The organism is Brachyspira intermedia PWS/A (assembly GCF_000223215.1).
Classification (GTDB): domain Bacteria; phylum Spirochaetota; class Brachyspiria; order Brachyspirales; family Brachyspiraceae; genus Brachyspira; species Brachyspira intermedia.
This window is the reverse complement of the sequence record NC_017243.1, coordinates 1,836,635-1,859,863: the sequence shown is the minus strand read 5'-3', so window position 1 is coordinate 1,859,863 and position 23,229 is coordinate 1,836,635. Positions and strand designations below refer to the sequence as shown.

Annotated in this window: 20 protein-coding genes; 14 read left to right on the top strand and 6 right to left on the bottom strand. The window is 27.5% G+C overall.

Annotated elements, in window-relative coordinates:
* Positions 1 to 7 precede the first annotated feature (7 nt).
* From BINT_RS08105 to BINT_RS08085, 5 genes are read left to right on the top strand one after another with little or no spacing between them, the layout of a single operon-like run.
* Entirely contained in the window at positions 8 to 502 is a 495-nt protein-coding gene (locus BINT_RS08105) for a pyridoxamine 5'-phosphate oxidase family protein (RefSeq protein ID WP_041177347.1), read from the top strand.
* Between the two features lie 33 nt (positions 503 to 535).
* On the top strand, positions 536 to 1,924 hold the full coding sequence (locus BINT_RS08100; RefSeq protein WP_014488085.1) for a TldD/PmbA family protein: 1,389 nt from the start codon (positions 536 to 538) through the stop codon (positions 1,922 to 1,924).
* Complete coding sequence (locus BINT_RS08095) at positions 1,925 to 3,280, top strand: TldD/PmbA family protein (protein ID WP_014488084.1); 1,356 nt, start codon at positions 1,925 to 1,927, stop codon at positions 3,278 to 3,280.
* A gap of 50 nt (positions 3,281 to 3,330) precedes the next feature.
* Entirely contained in the window at positions 3,331 to 4,512 is a 1,182-nt protein-coding gene (locus BINT_RS08090) for a two-component system sensor histidine kinase NtrB (RefSeq protein ID WP_014488083.1), read from the top strand.
* Positions 4,513 to 4,515: 3 nt separating this feature from the next.
* Positions 4,516 to 5,865 carry a sigma-54-dependent transcriptional regulator gene (locus BINT_RS08085; RefSeq protein ID WP_014488082.1) on the top strand — a complete coding sequence of 450 codons (1,350 nt, stop codon included), beginning with the start codon at positions 4,516 to 4,518 and terminating at the stop codon, positions 5,863 to 5,865.
* A gap of 55 nt (positions 5,866 to 5,920) precedes the next feature.
* Here BINT_RS08085 and BINT_RS08080 read toward each other — a convergent pair whose 3' ends face one another.
* The gene (locus BINT_RS08080; protein WP_041177346.1) at positions 5,921 to 6,385 is read right to left on the bottom strand and encodes a PTS sugar transporter subunit IIA; all 465 of its coding nucleotides are present in this window, start codon (positions 6,383 to 6,385) and stop codon (positions 5,921 to 5,923) included.
* A 269-nt stretch (positions 6,386 to 6,654) separates the two neighbouring features.
* Here BINT_RS08080 and nagE point away from each other — a divergent pair, with 269 nt between their 5' ends.
* The 4 genes from nagE (at position 6,655) to BINT_RS08060 (ending at position 11,687) form a co-directional block, all read left to right on the top strand.
* The gene (gene nagE, locus BINT_RS08075; protein ID WP_041177345.1) at positions 6,655 to 8,115 is read left to right on the top strand and encodes an N-acetylglucosamine-specific PTS transporter subunit IIBC; all 1,461 of its coding nucleotides are present in this window, start codon (positions 6,655 to 6,657) and stop codon (positions 8,113 to 8,115) included.
* A 121-nt stretch (positions 8,116 to 8,236) separates the two neighbouring features.
* The gene (locus tag BINT_RS08070) at positions 8,237 to 8,728 is read left to right on the top strand and encodes a PTS transporter subunit EIIB (protein ID WP_014488079.1); all 492 of its coding nucleotides are present in this window, start codon (positions 8,237 to 8,239) and stop codon (positions 8,726 to 8,728) included.
* 335 nt (positions 8,729 to 9,063) lie between these two features.
* A complete protein-coding gene (locus BINT_RS08065; protein WP_014488078.1) occupies positions 9,064 to 10,062 on the top strand; it encodes a PTS transporter subunit EIIB in 999 nt (332 codons plus the stop codon).
* A 509-nt stretch (positions 10,063 to 10,571) separates the two neighbouring features.
* Positions 10,572 to 11,687, top strand: coding sequence for an ABC transporter ATP-binding protein (locus tag BINT_RS08060; RefSeq protein WP_014488077.1), 1,116 nt, complete (start codon positions 10,572 to 10,574; stop codon positions 11,685 to 11,687).
* An 88-nt stretch (positions 11,688 to 11,775) separates the two neighbouring features.
* On the opposite strand, the gene BINT_RS08055 is transcribed toward BINT_RS08060, so the two are convergent.
* On the bottom strand, positions 11,776 to 12,747 hold the full coding sequence (locus BINT_RS08055) for a tRNA dihydrouridine synthase (protein ID WP_014488076.1): 972 nt from the start codon (positions 12,745 to 12,747) through the stop codon (positions 11,776 to 11,778).
* Between the two features lie 505 nt (positions 12,748 to 13,252).
* Between BINT_RS08055 and BINT_RS08050 the strand changes: the two genes are divergently transcribed.
* Genes BINT_RS08050 through BINT_RS08040 form a run of 3 tightly spaced genes read left to right on the top strand, consistent with a single transcriptional unit; the run spans position 13,253 to position 15,615 of the window.
* Entirely contained in the window at positions 13,253 to 13,867 is a 615-nt protein-coding gene (locus tag BINT_RS08050; RefSeq protein WP_014488075.1) for a TetR/AcrR family transcriptional regulator, read from the top strand.
* Positions 13,868 to 13,885: 18 nt separating this feature from the next.
* Complete coding sequence (locus BINT_RS08045) at positions 13,886 to 14,770, top strand: ABC transporter ATP-binding protein (RefSeq protein WP_014488074.1); 885 nt, start codon at positions 13,886 to 13,888, stop codon at positions 14,768 to 14,770.
* A gap of 44 nt (positions 14,771 to 14,814) precedes the next feature.
* Entirely contained in the window at positions 14,815 to 15,615 is an 801-nt protein-coding gene (locus BINT_RS08040) for a hypothetical protein (protein WP_014488073.1), read from the top strand.
* 64 nt (positions 15,616 to 15,679) lie between these two features.
* Here BINT_RS08040 and BINT_RS08035 read toward each other — a convergent pair whose 3' ends face one another.
* From BINT_RS08035 to argC, 4 genes are all read right to left on the bottom strand, one after another.
* Positions 15,680 to 16,912 carry an aspartate aminotransferase family protein gene (locus tag BINT_RS08035; RefSeq protein WP_014488072.1) on the bottom strand — a complete coding sequence of 411 codons (1,233 nt, stop codon included), beginning with the start codon at positions 16,910 to 16,912 and terminating at the stop codon, positions 15,680 to 15,682.
* A 42-nt stretch (positions 16,913 to 16,954) separates the two neighbouring features.
* Positions 16,955 to 17,821, bottom strand: coding sequence for an acetylglutamate kinase (gene argB, locus BINT_RS08030; protein ID WP_014488071.1), 867 nt, complete (start codon positions 17,819 to 17,821; stop codon positions 16,955 to 16,957).
* Between the two features lie 35 nt (positions 17,822 to 17,856).
* A complete protein-coding gene (gene argJ, locus BINT_RS08025) occupies positions 17,857 to 19,086 on the bottom strand; it encodes a bifunctional glutamate N-acetyltransferase/amino-acid acetyltransferase ArgJ (protein ID WP_014488070.1) in 1,230 nt (409 codons plus the stop codon).
* Positions 19,087 to 19,215: 129 nt separating this feature from the next.
* Positions 19,216 to 20,274, bottom strand: a complete 1,059-nt coding sequence (gene argC, locus BINT_RS08020; RefSeq protein WP_014488069.1) for an N-acetyl-gamma-glutamyl-phosphate reductase — start codon at positions 20,272 to 20,274, stop codon at positions 19,216 to 19,218.
* A gap of 424 nt (positions 20,275 to 20,698) precedes the next feature.
* Here argC and BINT_RS08015 point away from each other — a divergent pair, with 424 nt between their 5' ends.
* Together BINT_RS08015 and BINT_RS08010 are read left to right on the top strand one after the other, a co-directional pair.
* Positions 20,699 to 22,426 (top strand): hypothetical protein, encoded by a 1,728-nt coding sequence (locus tag BINT_RS08015; protein ID WP_014488068.1) that lies wholly within the window; start codon positions 20,699 to 20,701, stop codon positions 22,424 to 22,426.
* A gap of 120 nt (positions 22,427 to 22,546) precedes the next feature.
* Positions 22,547 to 23,179, top strand: coding sequence for a MotA/TolQ/ExbB proton channel family protein (locus BINT_RS08010; protein WP_014488067.1), 633 nt, complete (start codon positions 22,547 to 22,549; stop codon positions 23,177 to 23,179).
* The last annotated feature ends 50 nt before the right edge of the window (positions 23,180 to 23,229 follow it).

Genomic DNA, 23,229 nt, shown 5'->3' with positions numbered 1-23,229 from the left:
TATTATTATGTTTAGAGAAATGAGAAGGAAAAATCAATTATTATCAAATTCGCAAAGCATTTCAATATTAGAAAAATGCAGCTCTGGAGTGTTGGCTGTTTTAGGTGATGATGATTATCCTTATGCTGTTCCTTTAAGTTATGTTTATTATGATAATAAAATATTTTTTCATGTTGCTAAAAGCGGATATAAATTAGATGCTATAAAAAATAATAATAAAGTTTCTTTCTGTGTTATAGAAAAAGATGATGTAAAGCCAAAAGAGTATACAACTTATTATAGAAGTGTTATTGTTTTTGGTAAGGCTTTCATAATTGAAGATGATAATCAAAAAAGAAAAGCCATTGAAAAACTTGCATTGAAATATTATCCTAATGATAATGAATCAAATAGAAATAATGTAATTGATAAAGAGTACGATGCTTTTTATATTATAGAACTGCATATAGAATATATGACAGGTAAAGAGGCTATAGAGTTAGTTAATAATGCTTTTAAATAGTTTTAATTGAAACTTAATAAAAAAGGAGAATAAATGAAATATTTTAATTTTGATGAAAATTTTTTGCATACAGTTTTGGAAGAAGCTTTAAAAAATGGAGGCGAGTATGCTGATTTATTTTTTGAAGATACTAAAGTTAATTCAATAAGTTATTTAGATTCAAAAGTTGATGATATGAGTCTTGGAAATAATTATGGTGTAGGATTAAGAATTATAGTCAATAAAAAAACAATATATTTATATTCTAATGATACAAGCAATAACAGTTTAATTAATTTAGCAAAATCTGCTGCTTCTATTGTAAATGATAAAAAGTATATGGTTAAAGATTTTATTCAGTCAAAAGAAAAAGATAATCACCCATTACATATAAATCCTTTCGATGTAAATTTTGATGATAAGATAGAAGTTCTTTCATATTTAGATAAAACATCAAGAGGAGTATCAGACAAAATAAAACAAGTTAATGCTATGTATTCAGAAAAGCAAAGAAATATTTTGGTATGTGCAAGTAACGGAATATTAAAAGAAGATTCTCAAACATATACAAGACTTATTATGATGGCTATGGCTAGCGATGGAACAAATACTCAAACAGCACGCAGAACAAAAGGAGCATTAGACGGATTCCAAGTTATAAAAGATATTAATTTAGAAGATATGGCAATGGAAACTGCTAATTCAGCTATAAAGATGCTTAATTCTAAATATCCTAAATCCGGAAAATATCCTGTTGTAATAGATAATGCATTCGGCGGAGTAATATTCCATGAGGCTTGCGGACATGCTTTGGAGGCTACATCTGTTGCTGATAATGCCAGTGTATTCTGCAATAAATTGGGAGAGAAAATAGCTTCCGATGTTGTTACTGCTGTAGATGACGGAACTATAAAAAATGCTTGGGGAAGTTATAATATTGATGATGAAGGTAATGAGGCACAAAGAACAGTTTTAATAGAGAATGGAATATTAAAAAGTTATTTAGTTGATGAGCTTGGTTCTATGAAGATGAATCAAAAAATAACAGGAAGTGCTAGGAGAGAAAATTATAAATATCCTCCTACTTCAAGAATGAGAAACACATTTATAGATAAAGGCAATGCTAGTTTTGATGAACTTATATCAGGAATAGAGTATGGACTTTATGCTAAAAAAATGGGAGGCGGTTCAGTTGATCCTGCTACAACAGATTATAACTTTGCTGTTTCCGAAGGTTATTTAATAGAGAACGGAAAAATTACTGAACCTGTAAGAGGTGCTACACTTATAGGACGTGGAGATGAAACACTTATGAATATTGAAGCAGTTTCATCAAATTTAGAATTGGCTGATGGAATATGCGGAAGCATTTCAGGTTCTGTTCCTACTACTGTTGGACAGCCTGCTATTAAAGTTAAAGAGCTTACTGTTGGAGGAAGATAAATGTCAGAGAATAGTTTTATGAATAGAATAAAAGAGATATATAATGATATAAAAAATAAGGCAAAAGATATTGATGAAATAGAAATATATATGTCAAGTAGCGGAGAAGAGGAATTTACTGTAAGGGAAAAAGATTTAGATAAATATACTTATGCTGAATCCGGAGGCATAGGTTTAAGATTAATTAAAGATGGTAAGGTTGGAATAAGTTTTACAGAGAAGATAAGTGCTGATATTAATATAGATGATCTTATCAATAATGCAAAAACTTCATTACATTATGCTGATTCTGAACCTGAATACAATAAACTTATAGATAAAGATGATGATGAAAAAAGTTATGATATGATTAATAAAGATATAGTTAATCTCTCTAATGATAAACTTAAAGAAATTTCATTATCTATAGAAGATAAATTATATTCTCTTGATAATAGAATTGTAAATGTACCGTCTGCAGGATTAGCCAGATATAATTTTAATAAATGTATAATAAATAGCAATGGTATATGCAAAGAAGAGAAGAAAAACAGTATAGCATATTATGGTGAAGTAATAGCAAAAGAAAATGATACAGTAAAAACTTTTTTTGATGTTTATTCTTCAACAGATGCCGTATTTGATATTGATTCTTTTACAAAAAATATAGTTGATAATGTTGTAAATAAATTATCTGCAAAGCCTATAGAAAGCGGAAAATATAAAACTGTATTCACGAATAAAGCTATGAGAATAATTATAGGTGCTTATTTAGGTTTATTTTCTTCAGAGGCAGTTCAAAAGAAATTATCACTTCTTCAGGGAAAATTGAATCAGAAAATAGCTAGCAGTATAATAAATATTAAAGATATTCCTATGTATGATAAAGGTTTGGCAAATACAAATTTTGACGGAGAAGGCTCTAAAACTAAGGATTTAAATATAATTACTAACGGAGTTTTAAATAGCTATCTTTATAATAATTATACTGCTAAAAAAGATGGTATAAAAACAACTTCACATGCTTCAAGAGGATTCAAAACTTCTATAGGCATATCTTGTCATAATTTTATTTTGGAGAATGGAAATAATACTCAGGAAGAATTAATTTCTCAAATTCAAAATGGTGTATTAGTGAATTCTTTGACAGGAACTCATGCTGGAGTTAATGCTATAAGCGGAGATTTTTCTTTACAGGCTGAAGGTATAAAAATAGAGAATGGTAAATTATCTTATACAGCAAGTCCTTTCATTGTTTCAGGTAATATATTAGACCTTTTGAGCAATGTAGAAATGCTTGCCAATGATACTGATTATCATCATTCATCTATATATGCACCTAGTGCTTTGATTAAAGAACTTTCATTTGCTTCATAATTTTTATTTATAGTATTGAAGTTTTTTTTATTTTTAATATACTTTATAAAATGAATAGAAGAAATCAGTTTTTTGATAAAATACTGCAGAATTTCGATAAAGTTTCTGATAATGAAAAGAAGAAAGTTTTTAAAAGGCTGTCAACTCTTTGGTATTCTCAAAACATTATTTTAGAAAATCTTGAAGAGGGTATAATAGCAATAGATGATAAGAATGCCATACAAGGAATAAATAAAAAAGCCTGCTTTCTCTTTTCAATACCTAGAAACTCTGAAGGTAAGCCTCTTTCAAAATATATGTCATCAACTGATATAGGAAGATCTATATTAGAACTTATGAAAGATAATATTTCAGATACAAAATTATTAAAAGATGATGAAAATGAAAGGATACTCCAGATAAATATACTTCCAATAGGAGATAGCGGAAGAATAATAGGTACGCTTATAAAGGCATTCGATATTACTAAAACATACGAAAGTGCACAGAAACTTAAAAGAGCCGAACAATTAGCTTCTCTTACAACACTTGCTGCAGGAGTAGCACATGAAATAAAAAATCCTCTTGGTTCTATTTCGATATATGTACAACTTATAGATAAGATAATAAAAAAGAACATGGATAATGAATGTCAATGCTATAAAGATTTTAAAGAGTATTCGGATATTATCAAAGAAGAAATAAGCAGACTTGAGGAAACTATAAATTCATTTTTATTTTCTGTGCGTAAATTGGAGCTTAATATTGAAGATGTTAATATAAATGAACTTATTTTATCTACTATAGCATTTTTGAAATATGAGATAGAAAAGAATAATGTTAATATTGATGTTAAATTTGATAAGGATAATCTTATATTAAAATTGGATGAAAAATATATAAAGCAGTCTTTAATTAATATAATACAGAATGCTATAGATGCTATGAGTGATAATGCAGATGATAAAAAGAAAGAAATTTTTATAAAACTTAAAACCGTTGATAATTATGCGGTTATAAGTATAAAAGACACAGGTGTCGGAATAAAAGAAGAATCTCTTGGTAAAATATTCGAGCCTTATTTTACAACTAAAAGACATGGTACAGGTTTAGGACTTACAAATGTAGTTCGTATAATAGAAGCACATAATGGAAATGTAACTATAGAAAGCGAATATGGTAAAGGAAGTGAGTTTATTATAAAACTTCCTTTAAAGCAGGAGAATCAAAAATTTTTAGAAACGGATTTATAAATTATGCCTAAAATATTAGTAATAGATGATGAGAAAAATATAAGAGATGGTATTAAAAAATCATTGGAATTCGAAGGTTATGAAGTTGTAACTGCTGAAAACGGCGAGAAAGGAATAGAAATCGTTTATAAAGGCGGAATTGATTTAGTTATAACTGATTTAAAAATGCCTGAAAAAACTGGTGAGGAATTTTTAAAAGATATTTTAGACTTTGACAAACATATACCTGTTATAGTGTTAACGGGGCATGGAAATGTTGAAACTGCTGTTGAAATGATGAGGCTTGGTGCTTATGATTTTATGACGAAGCCTTTCAATCTTGATAAGATGCTTCTTATTATAGCAAGAGCTTTAGAAAGTAAAAATATTAAGAAAACTAATGAAACTCTTGAAAGCAGAGTGGATTATCATGAAAGTTTTTACGGTATGATAGGGCATAGTCCTAAAATATTAAAGGTTTATGAGGCAATAAAACAGGTTGCGAGAACTAAAGCTACAGTATTGATAGAAGGTGAGAGTGGAACAGGTAAGGAATTAGTTGCTAATGCTATTCATCAAATATCAGACAGAGCCAAACAGCCTTATATAACTGTAAACTGTGCGGCACTTTCAGAAGGTGTTTTGGAAAGCGAATTATTTGGACATGAAAAAGGTTCTTTTACAGGAGCTATTGATAAAAAAATCGGAAGATTTGAGGCAGCAAATAAAGGCACTATATTTTTAGATGAGATAGGTGAGATTAATCAGATTGTACAAGTTAAATTATTGAGGGTGTTGGAAGAAAGAGTTATAGAGAGGGTAGGTTCTAATACTCCTATTGAAGTTGATATCAGGGTAATTGCTGCTACAAATAAAAAATTATCAGAGGAAATAAAAGAGGGTAAATTCAGAGAAGATTTATATTATAGGCTTAATGTTATAAAAATAGAAATGCCTCCTCTTAGAGAGAGAAGGGAAGATATACCTCTTTTAATAGATAATTTTATTAAGGAGTTTTCTAAAGTACATTCTATAGAAATAAAATCGGTTGATAAAAAGGTATATAAAATATTATCTTCATTGCAATGGGAAGGAAATGTCAGAGAACTTAGAAACACAATAGAAACTATGGTTGTTATGTGTAAAGACGGAAAAATTGATGAGAGCAATATACCTGATTGGGCTTTGAAAAACAGCGAAAGCAATTTTGTAGTTGAAAATGATGTTACATTAGAAGAACTTGAAAGAATGTATATTAATCATTTGCTTAGCAATAATAATTTTAATAAGGCACAGGTTGCTAAAATACTTGGAATTGAAAGAGCTACTTTATATAGAAAATTAAAAGAAGATATTAAAGATAATAAAGAATAAAAATAAAGAGGAGCTTTTATCACTCCTCTAATAATAACTTAATATATATTATTTTTTATTTAACAGCAGTCATTATGACATCATCTGTAGAAACATTTCTAGGAGCTGTTTTAGTTAATGATTTTAATTCAGAGAAATTAGGTATTATAACAGGGGAAGTAATATCATATTCTTTTTCTACTTCTTCTTTATCAAATTCTATTAATAAGGTACCTACTTTAACTTTATCTCCTTCTTTAACATGTGCTTTGAAGTGTTTACCGCCCAATTTTACAGTGTCCATTCCAATGTGTATAAGTATTTCAATTCCTTTAGAAGATAATCCTATGGCATGATTACTATCAACCATTGTTATAACTTCGCCGTCAACAGGAGAGTATACTTTTCCTTCCTCTGGTACAATAGCCATTCCATCGCCAAGTGCTTTTGTAGAGAAAGCCTCATCTTTTACTTCTGTAACATCAACCAATCTGCCTTTTATAGGACTTTTTATTTCGATTTTTTTAGAGAATAATCCCATTATAAATACCTCCACTAAATAACTTTGTATTTTTATTTTATCACAAATGTTTATAAAGTAAATAACTTTATCCTAAAAAATATTATAATAGTTTTTATGTTCAAATATCGTATATAATATAAATAATTTAGGTTTTTTATTTACATAAATGATAAAAACTTGTAAAAAATGAATTAATAAATTGTATAATACTTGATAATATAATAAATAAGTATTATACTATGTAATATAAGTAAAATAATTACTTTTTTAATTTTTATGGAGGATATATGTTTAATTATCTACAAAGAATAGGTAAGTCCCTAATGGTTCCAGTTGCTGTATTACCTGCAGCAGCTATTCTTTTGGGTATTGGTTATTGGATTGACCCAAATGGATGGGGCGGCGGAAGTCCAGTTGCAGCTTTCTTTATTAAGGCCGGCGGTTCTATTATAGACAATATGCCTATACTTTTTGCTATTGGTGTTGCTTTCGGTATGTCAAAAGATAGAAATGGTGCTGCTGCTTTAGCTGGTCTTGTTGCTTTCCTTGTTGTTACAACTCTTTTAGCCCCTGCTACAGTTGCTATGATTCAAAGTAAACCTGTTGAGCAAGTTCCTGCTGGTTTTGCTAAAATTAATAACCAATTTATAGGAATACTTTGCGGTGTTATAGCAGGAGGTTTATATAATAAATTTTCTGAAATTAAATTGCCTGAATTTTTGGCATTTTTCAGTGGAAGAAGATTTGTACCAATAATTACATCTGTAGTTATGATGGTAGTATCTTTCATCTTAATGGTTATTTGGCCTGCTATTTATGGCGGTTTAGTAGCATTTGGTGAAGCTATAATAGGTCTTGGTCCTATAGGAGCAGGTATTTATGGTTTCTTCAATAGATTATTAATCCCTGTTGGTTTACACCATGCTCTTAACTCAGTATTCTGGTTTGACGTTGCTGGTATCAATGATATACCTAATTTCTTAGGCGGTCAGGCTTCTATAGATGCTGGTACAGCTACAATAGGTGTTACTGGTATGTATCAGGCTGGATTCTTCCCTATTATGATGTTTGGTCTTTTAGGTGCTTGTTTAGCTTTCATCAAAAATGCTAAGCCTGAAAATAGAAATAAAATTAAATCTATAATGTTGGCTGCTGGTTTTGCTAGCTTCTTTACTGGTGTTACTGAGCCTATAGAATTCTCATTCATGTTCGTAGCTCCTGTATTATATGTAATACACGCTTTACTTACTTGTATTTCTTTAATTATTTCTGCTAGTATGAAATGGATGGCTGGATTCGGATTCTCAGCTGGTTTGATAGACTTACTTCTTTCTACTAAAAACCCATTAGCTGTTAATTGGTATATGTTGATTATTCAAGGTATAGTATTCTTTGTATTATATTTTGTTATATTCAATTTTGCTATACAGAAATTCAATCTTAAAACTCCTGGAAGAGAAGATGATGATGATGTAGAAGTAGAAGTTAGTGTTTCAGGCGATGCTTCTTATGCAGAAAAAGCATTAATGCTTCTTCCTTTACTTGGCGGTATAGAAAATATAGTTGATATTGATAACTGTGCTACTAGATTAAGATTAGAAGTAAAAGATAATACTATAATACAAGCTGCTGAAATTAAAAAAATGTTCCCTGGTGTATTAACTCCTGGAAAAACTTCTGTACAAGTAATTGTAGGCCCTAAAGTGCAATTCTTAGCAGATGAGTTCAAGAAAGTAGCTAAAAAATAATTGTTTATATAGCATTATATAATAATATGATAGCCTGCAATTTATATTGCGGGCTATTTTTTATAGAGATAAAATAAATATTATGTTAGTATTATAAATCATAATATTATGAGGTTTAACAATGGAATCAAATAAAAAAGATGTTAAATTTATACTTCCTATGAATTTGCTAGGCGGAAGAGAAAATATAGTAAAAGTAAATAACTGTGCTACTAGATTAAGACTTGAAGTAAAAGATGCTAATAAAGTTGATGAAAAAGAAATAGAAAAATATTATCCTTCTGTACAAAAAATAAGTCCTACAGAAGTTCATATAATAGTTGGTACTAATGCCAATTTAATTGCTGAATCTTTAGAGAAAATATTAGCTTCTGATTATAGTGTTTACAATAATTTATCAGATATTATTTCTTTGCTTGGAGGCAGAGAAAATATAGTAAATATAAATAATTGTGCTACAAGACTTAGATTGGAAGTTGTAAATGCTGATAAGATTAATGAAGAAAAATATTATCCAGTAGTACAGAAAATAAGTCCTACAGAAGTTCATATAATAGTTGGTACTAAGGCTTTTGAATTAGCTGATGAATTAAAAAAATTATTGAATAAATAATTATTTTTTTTATTGTATTTCATATGTTTTAATGCTTGCAGTATTTATTATTGCCGAGCTTTTTATATGAAAAATTAATTAAAATAAAGTTTATAGAAAACATTTTTCAGTTTTATTTTATTAAAAAATTATTAACTTTAGTTAAATATATACAAACAATATTTAATATGATTATAAAAGATAGTCTTTTATAAATTTACATGTTAGTTTTCTAACATATTTTATTTATATCATTTTTAATAAAAAATCCATAAACTATGGCATTTCAATATATACTAGAAATAAAATACATATTATGTTAGTATTGTACATTATAAATATTATGAGGTTTAACAATGGAATCAAATAAAAAAGATGTTAAATTTATACTTCCTATGAATTTGCTAGGCGGAAGAGAAAATATAGTAAAAGTAAATAACTGTGCTACTAGATTAAGACTTGAAGTAAAAGATGTAAATAAAGTAAATGCTGAAGAGATAAAAAAATATTATCCAGCAGTACAGAAGATAAGTGATAAAGAAGTTCATATAGTAGTTGGTACAAATGCAAGCGAATTAGCTGAATCTTTAGAGAGAATAATGGCTTTTGATGATAATGCTTCTAATAGAGCTATGACTCTTCTTCCTTTACTTGGAAATAGAGAAAATATAGTAAAAGTAAATAATTGTGCTACTAGATTGAGACTTGAAGTAAAAGATGTTAATAAAGTAAATACTGAAGAGATAAAAAAATATTATCCAGCAGTACAAAAGATAAATGATAAAGAAGTTCATATAATAGTTGGTACTTCTGTAAGCGAGCTTGCTGAGGATTTAGAAAAGTTAATTACTTCTTATGAAACTAATGATAGAGATATTACTTATGCTAATGATGCATTAATGCTTATTCCTTTGATTGGCGGAATAGAAAATATAGTAAAAGTAAATAATTGTGCTACTAGATTAAGACTTGAATTGAAAGATGTTAATAAGGTTAATGCTGATGGAATAAAAAAGTATTATCCGGCAGTACAAAAGATAAATGATAAAGAAGTGCATATAGTAGTTGGTACTTCTGTAAGTGAGCTTGCTGAAGATTTAGAAAAATTGCTAGGAAGTCAAACTTTAAAAACATCATTACTTCTTCCATTAGTTGGAGGTATAGATAATATAACTAAAGTTACTAATTGTGCTACTAGATTGAGATTGGAAATAAAAGATATTAATAAAGTTAATATTGAAGAGATAAAGAAATATTATCCTGCAGTTGAAACAATAAACAATAATGAAATTCATATAGTAGTTGGTACAGATGCTAGTGAACTTGCAAAAGAATTCAAAAAATTCGTAATTTAAAATAAAAATAGAGGGCGTTATAGTAATGCCCTCTTATAATATTCATACTTTCCGTCATTTTATATTATACAAATATTAAAGTCCTACAAATTTAATTACCGCATTAATACTGTAAAATTGTTTTTTGAGTTTTTTTATATTATTGATATTATAAAGTAATAAATATTTTTGCACTTTGAATAAGATTATATTGATTATCAAAATAAAAAGTATTTTTATAAGCTATAAATATATTAATATTTTTGATATATAATAGTTTTATTTGTTGAAAATAATATTTCATAATTTGATTAATAGAATATATACTGTTATGATTTTTATTAAAAACATTTTATAGTATATAAAATAATGTGAAAATTGCATATTAGATATTTATTTGGATATATTAGAAAATAGGGTATTAAACTTATTAAAAAAATTATAAAGGAGGTTTAAGAACCTAAATAATTATATTTTATAATGTAAAAAATTAAAATAATTTTAATAAACAAATAAAAAGGAAGGGAATTATGTCTAGTATTAAATTTGAGCATATAAGAAAAGTATATGATAATAATGTGGAAGTTGTTAAAGATTTTAGTTTAGATATAGCAGATAAAGAATTTGTAATTCTTGTTGGTCCATCCGGATGTGGAAAATCTACAACTCTTCGTATGATAGCAGGACTCGAAGAGATTACAGATGGTAAATTATATATTGGAGATAGACTCGTTAATGATGTGGCACCAAAAGATAGAGATATAGCTATGGTGTTTCAGAATTATGCTTTATACCCTCATATGACAGTATTTAAAAATATGGCTTTTGGACTTGAACTTAGAAAAACTCCAAAAGATGAAATAAAGAAAAGAGTTGAATGGGCAGCAAAAGTTCTTGATATATCACATTTATTAGATAGAAAACCTAAAGCATTATCAGGAGGTCAGCGTCAAAGAGTTGCTTTAGGAAGAGCTATGGTAAGAAACCCTTCCGTATTTTTATTAGATGAGCCTCTTTCCAACCTTGATGCTAAATTAAGAGTTCAGATGCGTACAGAATTAATAAAACTTCATAAACAGCTTCAAACGACTTTTGTATATGTTACGCATGACCAAGTTGAAGCTATGACTATGGGTACTAGAATCGTTGTTATGAAAGACGGTGATATCATGCAAGTTGATGATGCTAAGACTCTTTATAATAGCCCTAAAAATTTATTTGTTGCTGGATTCATTGGAGCACCTCAAATGAATTTTATAAATGCAAAACTTTCTAAGAAAGATGGAAAATGGTATGCTTCTTTCGGAAGATATGAAATTGAATTAAATAATGAAAGAGTTTCAAAGATAGATGATTCATATAACGGAAAAGATGTTATATTGGGAATTAGACCTGAAAATATTACTTTATATAAAGATAAATCAGAAACTAATTCAAATAATTTAATAGAGGCTATCATTGATGTTATAGAGATGATAGGTTCTGAAAGCTATTTGTATATGAATTTTGGTGATTTACAGGTTACAATAAGAATCAATACCAGCGATGATTATGAAAGAGATCAGCGTGCATATATGGAATTCGATTTGAATAAACTTCATATATTCGATAAAGATACGGAAAAGAATATTTTGATAGAACAGTAATAAATATTGATCTATTATAAAAAATAAGTTCCTGTTATAATATCAGGAACTTATTTTATTTTATTTTTTGATTATTTATATTATCAAATTATTCTGTTATAATATTATCCAATATTTTAAATAATTCTTCTTTGTTCTCGCATTTCATAAGTTCTATTTTATTTTCCATTCTATATCCAGTTAAATATTTCATAATGAACTTACGCATAAAATGTATTCCGCTTATTTCTCCATAAAGCTCACAGCATCCATCAATATGTTCTCTTATTATATTTTTTAAATTATCTTCTTCTTTTAATTTGTACTCATCATTATCTTCAAATATAGTATTGAGTTCTGCAAATATCCAAGGGTTTCCTATAGCACCGCGTCCAACCATTATTCCATCAACTTTAGAAATATCGAATGCCTTTATAGCATCTTCTTTGTTTTTTATATCTCCATTTCCTATTAAAATATAGTCTTCGCCCAATGCTTCTTTTACTTTTGCTATAGATTCCCAATCAGCAGTTCCTCTATACATATCACTTGCATATCTTCCATGCAATGTTAAAAAGCATGCTCCATTTTCTTTCATAGCTAAGGCTCTTTCTATTTCTCCGCCTTCACCTCTTTTAAGTCCTAATCTTATTTTAACGCTTACAGGTAAAGGAGATACACTTTTTACAGCTTTTAATACCGAAATCATTTTATCAGTATCTTCTAAAAGTCCTGCTCCTCCATTATTTTTTACTACTTTTTTGGTAGGGCAGCCCATATTAATATCTATAAAAGAAAAACCGCTTAAATCTGTTATTTCTATAGCTCTTTTATAATCATCTTCATTTGCTCCGAATAATTGAAGTGATATAGGGTATTCATCTTCTTTATGTTCCATATACCTATATGTCTTTTTTACTTGTCTTGCTAAAGCAGCGGCACTTACTAATTCGGTTATTAAAAGTCCTGCTCCGAATCTTCTTGATAATCTTCTAAATACATGGTCAGTATACCCAGCCATAGGTGCTAAAAAAAATCTTGATGGTATATCGACACCTTCTATTAATATATTTCTTTTCATATTTTCCTTTAATTAAATGCATTAAAATTTTGATATAATATAAACAATTAATTAAAAAACTTCAAGGGCATAAAATAAAATTAATAAAATCGTATAATAAAATATATTTTTTATAAAAAGGACTTATTTTATATTGACAAAAAAAGTTTACTATGTTAATTTATATAAGTTATGAATCATTTATTTATTAATACAATCGACAATCGACAATCGACAATCGACAATCGACAATCGACAATATTTTAAATTATTTCCACAATATAATGTAATTTTTCTTTTATTTATTATATATCTATATGCCTCATGTTATATATTTTTTGTTAAGATATAAAAATATCTAAAACCCTAACATCATTTTATTTTAACAAAACTCCTGATAAATGTATAATATGAGGCACTTTTATTTATAATTTTTTTATTGACAATTTTTTATTATATTCTATAATAAAAATATACTGACTAACTTAGTCAGTCAGTATGTAAATTATTAGTTTCAAAGTTAATTATGAGTAAAAATGCCAATATACCAGAAGATAAAAGGGAAGCTATTATCAATGCTTCTATAGAAGAGTTTTCAAAGTATGAATATAAGCATGCTATTTTAGAAAATATTTCTAATAATGCTAATATATCAAAGTCGCTTTTATTGTATCATTTTCAAAATAAGAGGAATTTATATTTGTATGTTTATGAGTATGTATATGAATATATAGGAAAGATTATTGCTGATTCTGATTTTTTCAAGATTACAGATTTTTTTGAACTTATGGAATATTCTTTTTATAAAAAATTAGAAATGATGGAAAAATATAAATCTATATTTGATTTTTTAATACGGGGATATTTTGATGAAAGTGAAGTTGTTAAGGAAATAGTTAATAATTATAAAAATAAAAAACAAATTGATATAAGCAGTTATTTTAAAAATATTGATACAACTAAATTTAAAGATGATGTTAATATGCAAGATATTATAGAAATGATAACATACACATCGGAAGGTTATTTACAGAGCAGAAAAAAAATGAAAATCAAAATAGATAAAGATGACATGATAAAACAGTATTCTAAATGGATGAAGATGTTTAAGCAGATTTCATACAAGGAAGAATATTTATAAAGACATAGGAGGATATTTATGTCTGTAATAAAAGTAGATAATATTACTAAAGATTATGGAAGCAGCAGAGGAGTATTTGATTTATCCTTTGAAGTGAATAAAGGCGAAATATTTGGAATGCTTGGCCCTAATGGAGCTGGTAAGACAACAACTATAAGACAATTAATGGGATTTATAAAATCTGATAAAGGCAATGCTAAAATATTAAATATGAATTGTTTTTATAAAAGAGAAAATATACAATCAAAACTTGGATATTTACCCGGTGAAATTGCTTTTATGGATGAGATGAAAGGCGATGATTTTATAAATTTTATTGCTGATATGAAATCAATAAAAAATAAAAATAGAATTAAAGAGCTTATAGATATTTTTGAATTGGATGCTAACAGAAAAATAAATAAAATGTCTAAAGGTACTAAACAAAAAATAGGTATAGTATGTGCTTTTATGAATGAGCCTGAAGTTGTTATATTAGATGAGCCTACTAGCGGACTTGATCCTTTGATGCAGAAAAAGTTTATTGATTTAATTTTAGAAGAAAAGAAAAAAGGCACTACAATTTTCATGTCATCGCATATATTTGAAGAGATAGAAAAAACATGCGATAGAACTGCTATATTAAAAGATGGCAGGCTAATTGCTATAGAAAATATGGATGAATTAAAATCTAAAAAGAATAAGAATTTTGAAGTAGTATTTAAAAATGAAAAAGATGCTGAAAATTTTAAAAATAAAATTAGTTTTAAATCTGAATTGAATAATAATAATATTGTAAAAATTGTTATTGCTAATAATGAAGTTAATAGTTTTATAAAAGAACTTAGCAATTATGATATATTAGATATTAATTCTTCAAGTCAGACTTTGGAGGAGTTATTTTTGCATTTTTATAATAAATAAAAATTGTAAAGATATAATTTTTATTTTGAATAATGGAGATAAACATGATAAATTTCATTTTACTTAAAAAAGAATTCAAATCAAATTTAAAAATATTATTAATATTTGCTGCTGTATTAACTATGTATGGAGCAATTATAGTTTCTATGTTTGACCCTAAACTTGTTGATAGTTTAAATTCTATGGTTGAGAGTATGCCTCAAATGTTTGCATTGTTTGGAATGAATAATTTTTCAAATAATTTAACTGACTTTTTAATTGATTATTTATATTCATTTTTGCTTATTATTTTTCCATTAGTTTTCATTGTGTTATTGGTTAATAGACTAGTAATAAGATATATTGATAAAGGAAGCATCGCATATTTATTTGCTACACCAAATTCAAGAATAAAAATAATATCTACACAAATATTAAATGCTGTCATAGAAATATTTATATTAAATTTATATATAACTATGCTCATTATATTTACAAGCGAGATCATGTTTAAAAGCGAACTTGATATATCAAAACTTATAATTATTAATGTAGGTCTTTATGGTTTATGGCTTTCTTTTTTAGGGATATGTTTTTTGAGTTCTATTAGTTTTTCTTCTTCAGCGATTTCTCTTTGGGCTGGTGCCGGAGTATGTATATTATTTATGTTATTTCAGATGATATCAAGAGTAGGAGAGAAGGCAGAATTTTTTAAATATTTAAGTATTATAACTTTGTTTGAACCATCTAAATATAGTACAGATTTTAATATATTTTTAATTGGCACTATATGCTTATTTATTATTGGAATAGTAACTAATATACTTACTGTGATCATTTTTAATAAAAGAGATATATCAGCATAATATTTAATTTATATAAACCTGCTTTATAATACAAAAACACCATTATAAAGCAGGTCTATTATCTTTATCCTAAACACTCACAAAGTATCGAAACGGCTTTTTCTAATTCTTTATCACTTATTGTAAGAGGAGGTAATAGTCTTATTTTGTTTTTAGCAGTTAATGGAATAGCTCCTTTTGATATACATTTTTCTACTATTTCTCTTGCATTTAATCCTTCTTTCAAACCTATTCCAAGCATTAAACCTATTCCGTCTACACTTACAACATTATCAAGTTTCATTAATTTACTTTTTATATATTTGGATTTCTTTTCAACTTCTTTTAATAAGTTTTTATCTATTATATTTAATACTTCCAAAGCACCGGCAGCAACAACAGGATTAGCACCAAATGTAGAAGCATGATCTCCTGGAACAAATACATCAGAACATTTTTTACTCATAAGCATTGCCCCTATAGGAAGTCCTCCTCCTAAGCCTTTAGCCAATGTAGTTATATCAGGCTTAATTCCAAAATGCTCAGAACATAAGAATTTTCCTGTTCTTCCTGCACCAGTTTGTACTTCATCAACTATAAAAAGTATATCATTTTCTTCGCAGTATTTTTGCACTTTCTGTACATATTCTTTATCAAGAGGTATAACTCCGCCTTCACCTTGTATAAGCTCCATCATCATAGCACAGGCATTGTCTTTTAACTTTTCTATAGTGTCTTCATAATTGTTAGCCTCTGCAAATGAGAAACCTTCCAAAAATGGGAAAAAGTAATTATGAAAAACTTCCTGACCTGTAGCTGAAATTGTAGCCATAGTTCTGCCATGAAAAGAGTTTTTTAGAGTTACTATTTTATATCTTTTATAATCTTTATTATTATTAGCATATTTATTGAAAGAATATTTTCTTGCACATTTAATAGCCGCTTCATTTGCTTCAGCACCGGAGTTGCAGAAAAATACTTTATCATATTTAGTAATAGAGCATAATTTTTTTGCTAAATCTATATAAGGTTTTGTATAGTAAAGGTTTGATGTATGCTGAAGAGTTTTTAATTGACTAGTTACAGCATTTATATAATTTTTATTACCATACCCAATGCTATTAACTCCGATACCGCTTCCTAAATCAATATATTCTTTTCCTTCTATATCTTTTAATTTACAATCTTTTCCAGACTCTAAAACTATATCGAATCTAGCATAAGTATTTGCAACATATTTTTTACCATTATTTATATATTCTTTTTTTAATTTTGATTTTTCATTATCTTGATTATTATTTGTTTTCTTACAAGGCATTTTTTACTCCCAATCATAATTTTTTATTTTTATAAATTTTTATTAATCTTTATAAAACATAGTTCCTATACCTTCATCGGTGAACATTTCTATTAATAATGAATGGCATAATCTTCCATCTATTATAAATACTTTTGATACACCATTATCAACTGCATCTATACAATGCTTAACTTTAGGTATCATTCCTCCTGATATAGTGCCGTCTTTTATAAGGTTGTCTATATCTTTAATATTAATTTGACTTATTAAAGTATTTTCATCATCTTTATCTTTTAAAAGTCCCGGAGTATCAGTCATATATATTAAAGTTTCAGCTTTTAGGCTCTCTGCTATTTTTGCAGCAGCAGTATCAGCATTAATATTATAAACATTTCCTTCATCATCGCATCCTACAGTTGCAACTATTGGAATATATTTATTTGATATAATTGTATTAAGCAAATCTGTATCAACATCATCAACATCGCCTACAAATCCCAAATCATAATCACCTTTATATTTGCTTACTTTAAACATTTTTCCGTCAATACCGCATATACCAAGACATTTGCCTCCGCAGTTTTCAAGAGATGCTACCAACTCTTTATTAACTTTACCTGCAAGAACCATTTTTACTATTTCAGCAGTTTCGCTATCAGTGTATCTTAAACCATTTATAAATTTTGATTCTTTTCCTATTTTATTAAGCATAGCAGTAATATCTTTTCCTCCGCCATGCACAACTATGACTTTTATTCCCACAGTAGAAAGCAAAGCAACATCGCTCATGACTTTCTTTTTTAATTCAGGATTTTCCATAGCACTTCCGCCGTATTTTATTACAACGGTTTTTCCTGTGTATTTCTGTATATAAGGCAATGCCTGATTAAGTATAAATGCTTTATCTCTATTTGAAATATTATCCATTTTTATTTCCTTTTTTAATGTTATAAAATATAATTTTAACTTCTATAAGAGCCATTAATTTTTACATAATCATAAGTTAAATCACAACCCCAAGCTGTTGCTTTATAATTTCCACAGTTCATATCTATTGTAATTTTTATTTCATCTTCTTTTAATATTTTCAAAGCTTCATCTTCATCGAACTCTACACCGTATCCGTCTTTATAAACATTCATCTCACCATATTTTGAACCAACATTTATAGAAACTTTATTTATATCAAAATCAGCATCAGTATAGCCTATAGCACATGAAATTCTTCCCCAATTCATATCGCATCCATACATAGCAGCCTTTACCAAATTTGAAGTTATTACAGACTTAGCTATCTTTCTTGCCAATTTTAAACTTTCAGCATTAATAACTTCGCATTCAATTAATTTTGTAGCACCTTCTCCGTCTTTAGCCATTTGCTTTGATAAATAAGTATTAGTCATATTCAATGCTTTGCAAAATATTTTATAATTATCATCTTCTTTATCTATTAAAGTATTTTTTGCTTCTCCATTTGCAAGTACAACACACATATCATTTGTAGAAGTATCTCCGTCAACGCTAATCATATTGTATGTGTATTTAACATCTTCGCTTAAAGCCTTTTGAAGCATTTCGCTTGATATATTGCAGTCAGTAGTTACAAAAGCAAGCATTGTAGCCATATTAGGGTGAATCATACCGCTTCCTTTTGACATTCCGCCTATATGGATTTTCTTTCCGTCAATTTCAAATTCATAGGCTATTTCTTTCATAAATGTGTCAGTTGTCATTATTGCATTTGCTGCATTTTTAGCATGTTCTGCAGAATGATTTGCATTCTCTATAAGTGTCTTTATATTTTTTTGTATAGGCTCTATTGGTAATGGTACGCCTATAACACCAGTAGATGCAACAGCCACATCTTTTTCATCAATACCTAATACATCAGCAGTAAGTTTGCACATTTCTTTTGCTTTATCCACACCGTCTTTATTACAAGTATTAGCATTACCTGAATTGCATATAACAGCTTTTGCTTTTCCGTCTTTTAAATGTTCTTTGCTTACTGTTATATTTGCTCCGCATGCTTTGTTTTGAGTATATACTGCAGCAGCAGAACATAGACTTTTACTATAAATTATTGCTAAATCTTTTTTTTCGCTATTTTTCTTTATACCAGCATGTACTCCGTTTGCTAAAAAACCTTCAGATGCACATATTCCGCCTTCAATTTGTTTAATATCTGTCATTATAATCTCCTGTTTATTTATAAAATCAATTGTTGTTTAGTAAATCAATTTCTTATATTCTTTTTTAATTATTTTTAATAAAAATTGTTGACATTAAGTGTCTGCCAAACGTTCACAATTTTTATATTTTTAGAAAGCTGGAGGAATAAAATTCAATCCCTCATCTTCTTTAAAGCCTAAAGCTATATTCATATTTTGTATTGCCTGTCCTGCCGCTCCTTTTACCATATTATCTATTGTTGATACTATTATTAATTTATTAGTTCTTGCATCCATATGCAAAGATATATCACAATAGTTTGAGTATTTAACATATTTTAAATTTGCTATCTCTCCAATATTTAATACTCTTACAAATGCTGAATCTTTATAAAACTCTTTATAAGTATTATGTATATCTTCTAATTTAATATTTTTATTTTCTAATTTGCCATATATTGTTGAAACTATTCCTCTATTTAATGGAAGCAAATGAGGAACAAAAGTAACTTTTATATCTTCGCCGTATATATTTGATAATGTCTGTTCTATTTCAGGCGTATGTCTATGCTCTGCAATTTTATAAGGAGCAAAAGCTTCATTACATTCAGTATAATGAGTATTTAATTTCAATTCTCTTCCTGCACCTGTAGCTCCCGATTTAGAATCGATTATAATATCATCTTTGATTATCAATTTATTTACAAATGCCGGAGCTAATGCCAAACCTATAGAAGTAGGGTAGCAGCCGGGATTACCTATAATTTTTGCATTCTTTAATTCTTTTTTATTATATACATTATCATATTTGATTATTTCAGGTATTGAGTATATTGCCTCTTTATGAAGATTTTTGTATTTATATTCTTTACCGTACCAATTTTTATAATCTTCTTCATCGTCCAATCTAAAATCAGCACCTAAATCTATAAACAAAATATTTTTTTCAAAACATTTATTTGCAATATCATCGCTTAAACCAGCAGGCAATGATGCAAATACAACATCAGTATCTTCAAATATTTCATTTTCATCTAATAATAATTTATCTAAGTTTTTATTTAAATTAGGATATATCTCATTTATATTTTTTCCTACAAAACTTTTTGAAGAAAGATTTTTTAATTCTACTTTACTATGAGATAATAATAATCTTATTAATTCTGCACCTGCATATCCTGTTGCACCTATAACGGATACTTTTATCATATAAAACACTCCTGTAATAATTTAAAATAATATTAATAAAGACTAATATTTAATTGTTTTTATTTTTGAGAAATTTATTTTGAAATAAAATGGAGGCTTAACGCCTTGAAGAATTGTTGAAAAATAAATTGTAATTATTTAATTTGTACATTTTTATTTTTTCCTAAAAACATTTACTATTGACAATAATATTATTATAAATAATAAAAAATGTCAAGGATTTTAATAATATTTTCTTAATAAAAATTCTAAAAGTAAAGTTGAAAAATTTATATTAAGTATTATCATAAATATGAAATTTTAATTTTTTTAAAATATTTTGAATTTTACGTATTAATATATAAGTATAAATTTATTTTATAATTAAAAATAATGATTTAGTATAAATTATGCCTTAACTATTAATAGATAGTAGGATTATTGTATGATAAAGAACTTAATTAATAAAAACAAAAAATTATATTTTATACTTCTTTTATTGATTCTTATTATATTTTTGATGATATCTTGTAAGAAAATAAATATACTAGGTCCAAACAATATACCGCCTCCAACTGATTTTAGATTGCCTGAAGACACTATACCCGGACATATAGATGTAAACCCAGTTCCTGCTAAAGACGGCGAAGTATTTGGAAGTTTTCAGAGGAAGTTTAAATATCAAGGCAAATGGTATGTATTGGCTGACTATATGTATGACTATGACCCTAAAACCAAAACATTAAATAGAAAAGCTGAAGATATAATACTTCAAATAGATAATAATGGAAATATAGTAGTTTATGATAAAGACAGTAAGGGCTATCGTGATTTATTAAGAATGAATGTAATAGAAGAAAACAGAGTTTTATATGAAGATTCTTATTATGGAACTTATTCATATTCTTCAAGTTCTTATACTACTATAAACTGTAAAGGCACAGAACATTATCATCCATTTCGCACAGGCATAACTTTTAATAATGTTATATATACATCATCAGATTTAATAAATTGGACAACGGATGGATCTAGTGATAATGTTTATAAAACTTTTCCTTCAGTAAGTCCTAATCCAAATGAAAGTTTTCAGGGAACTTTTGGAGTTAGCAGTTATAAAATTGTAGAGTTTAAAGATTATATATATTTAATAGGTTTAGAAGAAGATTTTGATGAGCAAAATCCAAGCGGATGTCGAAATGAAAATGCAGGATCATTTACTGTAAGTAAGGACATTTATTACAGAATAGATAAAAATAAAGATACTTCTACAGGTGCTAATTGGGAAAAAATAACTACTCCTTGGGGACAAAGAAGCAGTCTTAGTATTCGCTATGATGAAAATAAAATATATGTTACAAAAGGTGAAAGAGGATATTATGAATTGGGTAATCCTTACTGGGATTATAAAACTCAGTCTTTTGAAAATGATAATACTATATGGTCAAGTACTGATGGCGTAAATTGGCAAGTAGAACCTAATTCCTCAGCTTATGATAATGCAAATGAAATATATTCTTATAGTTCGTCTGTTGGAGGAGATTTACCATATATTCAAAATAAGATAAAAACTCCTGAAGAACCTAATTGGATAAAACTTGATAATGGGAGATATTATAAATCTGATAACTCGCCTTATGCAACTTATACAATAAATAACAAAACTTATTATGTTCCAATACCTCCTTATGAAGAAATAAGAAAAGCTTATGACAGCGGGCAGGAATATTTTACTATTACAGAGGCTCATATAAAAAGTGCTGGGCTTAATCAATTTTTAACCAAAGATAAAGAGCCTAATAAAGATGAAGATTGGACAGTAATAACTCCTATAGACTATACAGATAAATTAATGGTATGGCAGAGCGGAGGCGAAAAAGTTATGCTTAATATTAATAATAAGGCAGTGCAGCTTGTGGACTATCAGCAAATAGAATATATGTATAATACTATTAAAGATTATTCTATTGTAATAAATGATTTAAGAAAAACAGCAAAAGAATTGAGAGATGGAACTTATTTTGATCCTTTTGTAGGAACATATGTAAAAAATGTACGTGTTGGTATGGAGTATGATGCTAGGGCTGATATGCTTGAGCTTTTGAAAAGCAACAGAGAATATATTATGCCTGATGAGGCTGTTACGCATTATACTGTGGAGTTTAAATATTAAAAATGGCTTATTATTAATATAAATTTAATTTTATATACAGAATATTTCTATTGATTTTTTATATTCTTACAATTATAATGTTTTAACAAATAATGACATTTAAATGAGGCATTTATATATATGAATAGTATATTCGGTTCTGAAAGTCTTTTAAACTCGGCTATGATTATTTGCTGGATAGGGCTTTTAATATCTTCAATATTGGGATTAACTATAATCGTTGATAGATTTATTTATTTTACTAGAATAAAATCTCAGGATAATTCATTAGCTCCTAAACTTATTTCTTTAATAAAAGATAAAGAATTAAAAGCTGCTATTGCATTATGCGAAACAGCAAAATCACCTTTGGCAAATATAGTAATGTCAGGACTTAAAAATTCAGATATGCCTAAAGAATCTATGCAAAGTGCTTCCAATAAAGAGCTTCCAAGACTTGAAAGATTTATTTCGGCTCTTTCCACAATATCAACAGTTGCCCCATTGCTTGGACTTTTAGGTACTATTCTTGGTATGATACAATCTTTTGCTGTAATATCAGTTGCAGGTAGCGGAAACCCATCTGCTTTAGCTTCAGGTATTGCTAATGCTCTTCTTACTACTGCAGCAGGACTTATTATTGCTATACCTACAGTTGTATTTTATAACTATTTTGTAAATACTCTTAATGAAAGAATTTTATTTATAGAAAATTTATCAAATGAAGTTTCAGATTATATAATAAATGACAGCAATACTAAAACAGAAAATTAATAATTGACAATAACAATTCTTTGATTTATACTTCTACAGTTAAAATATTT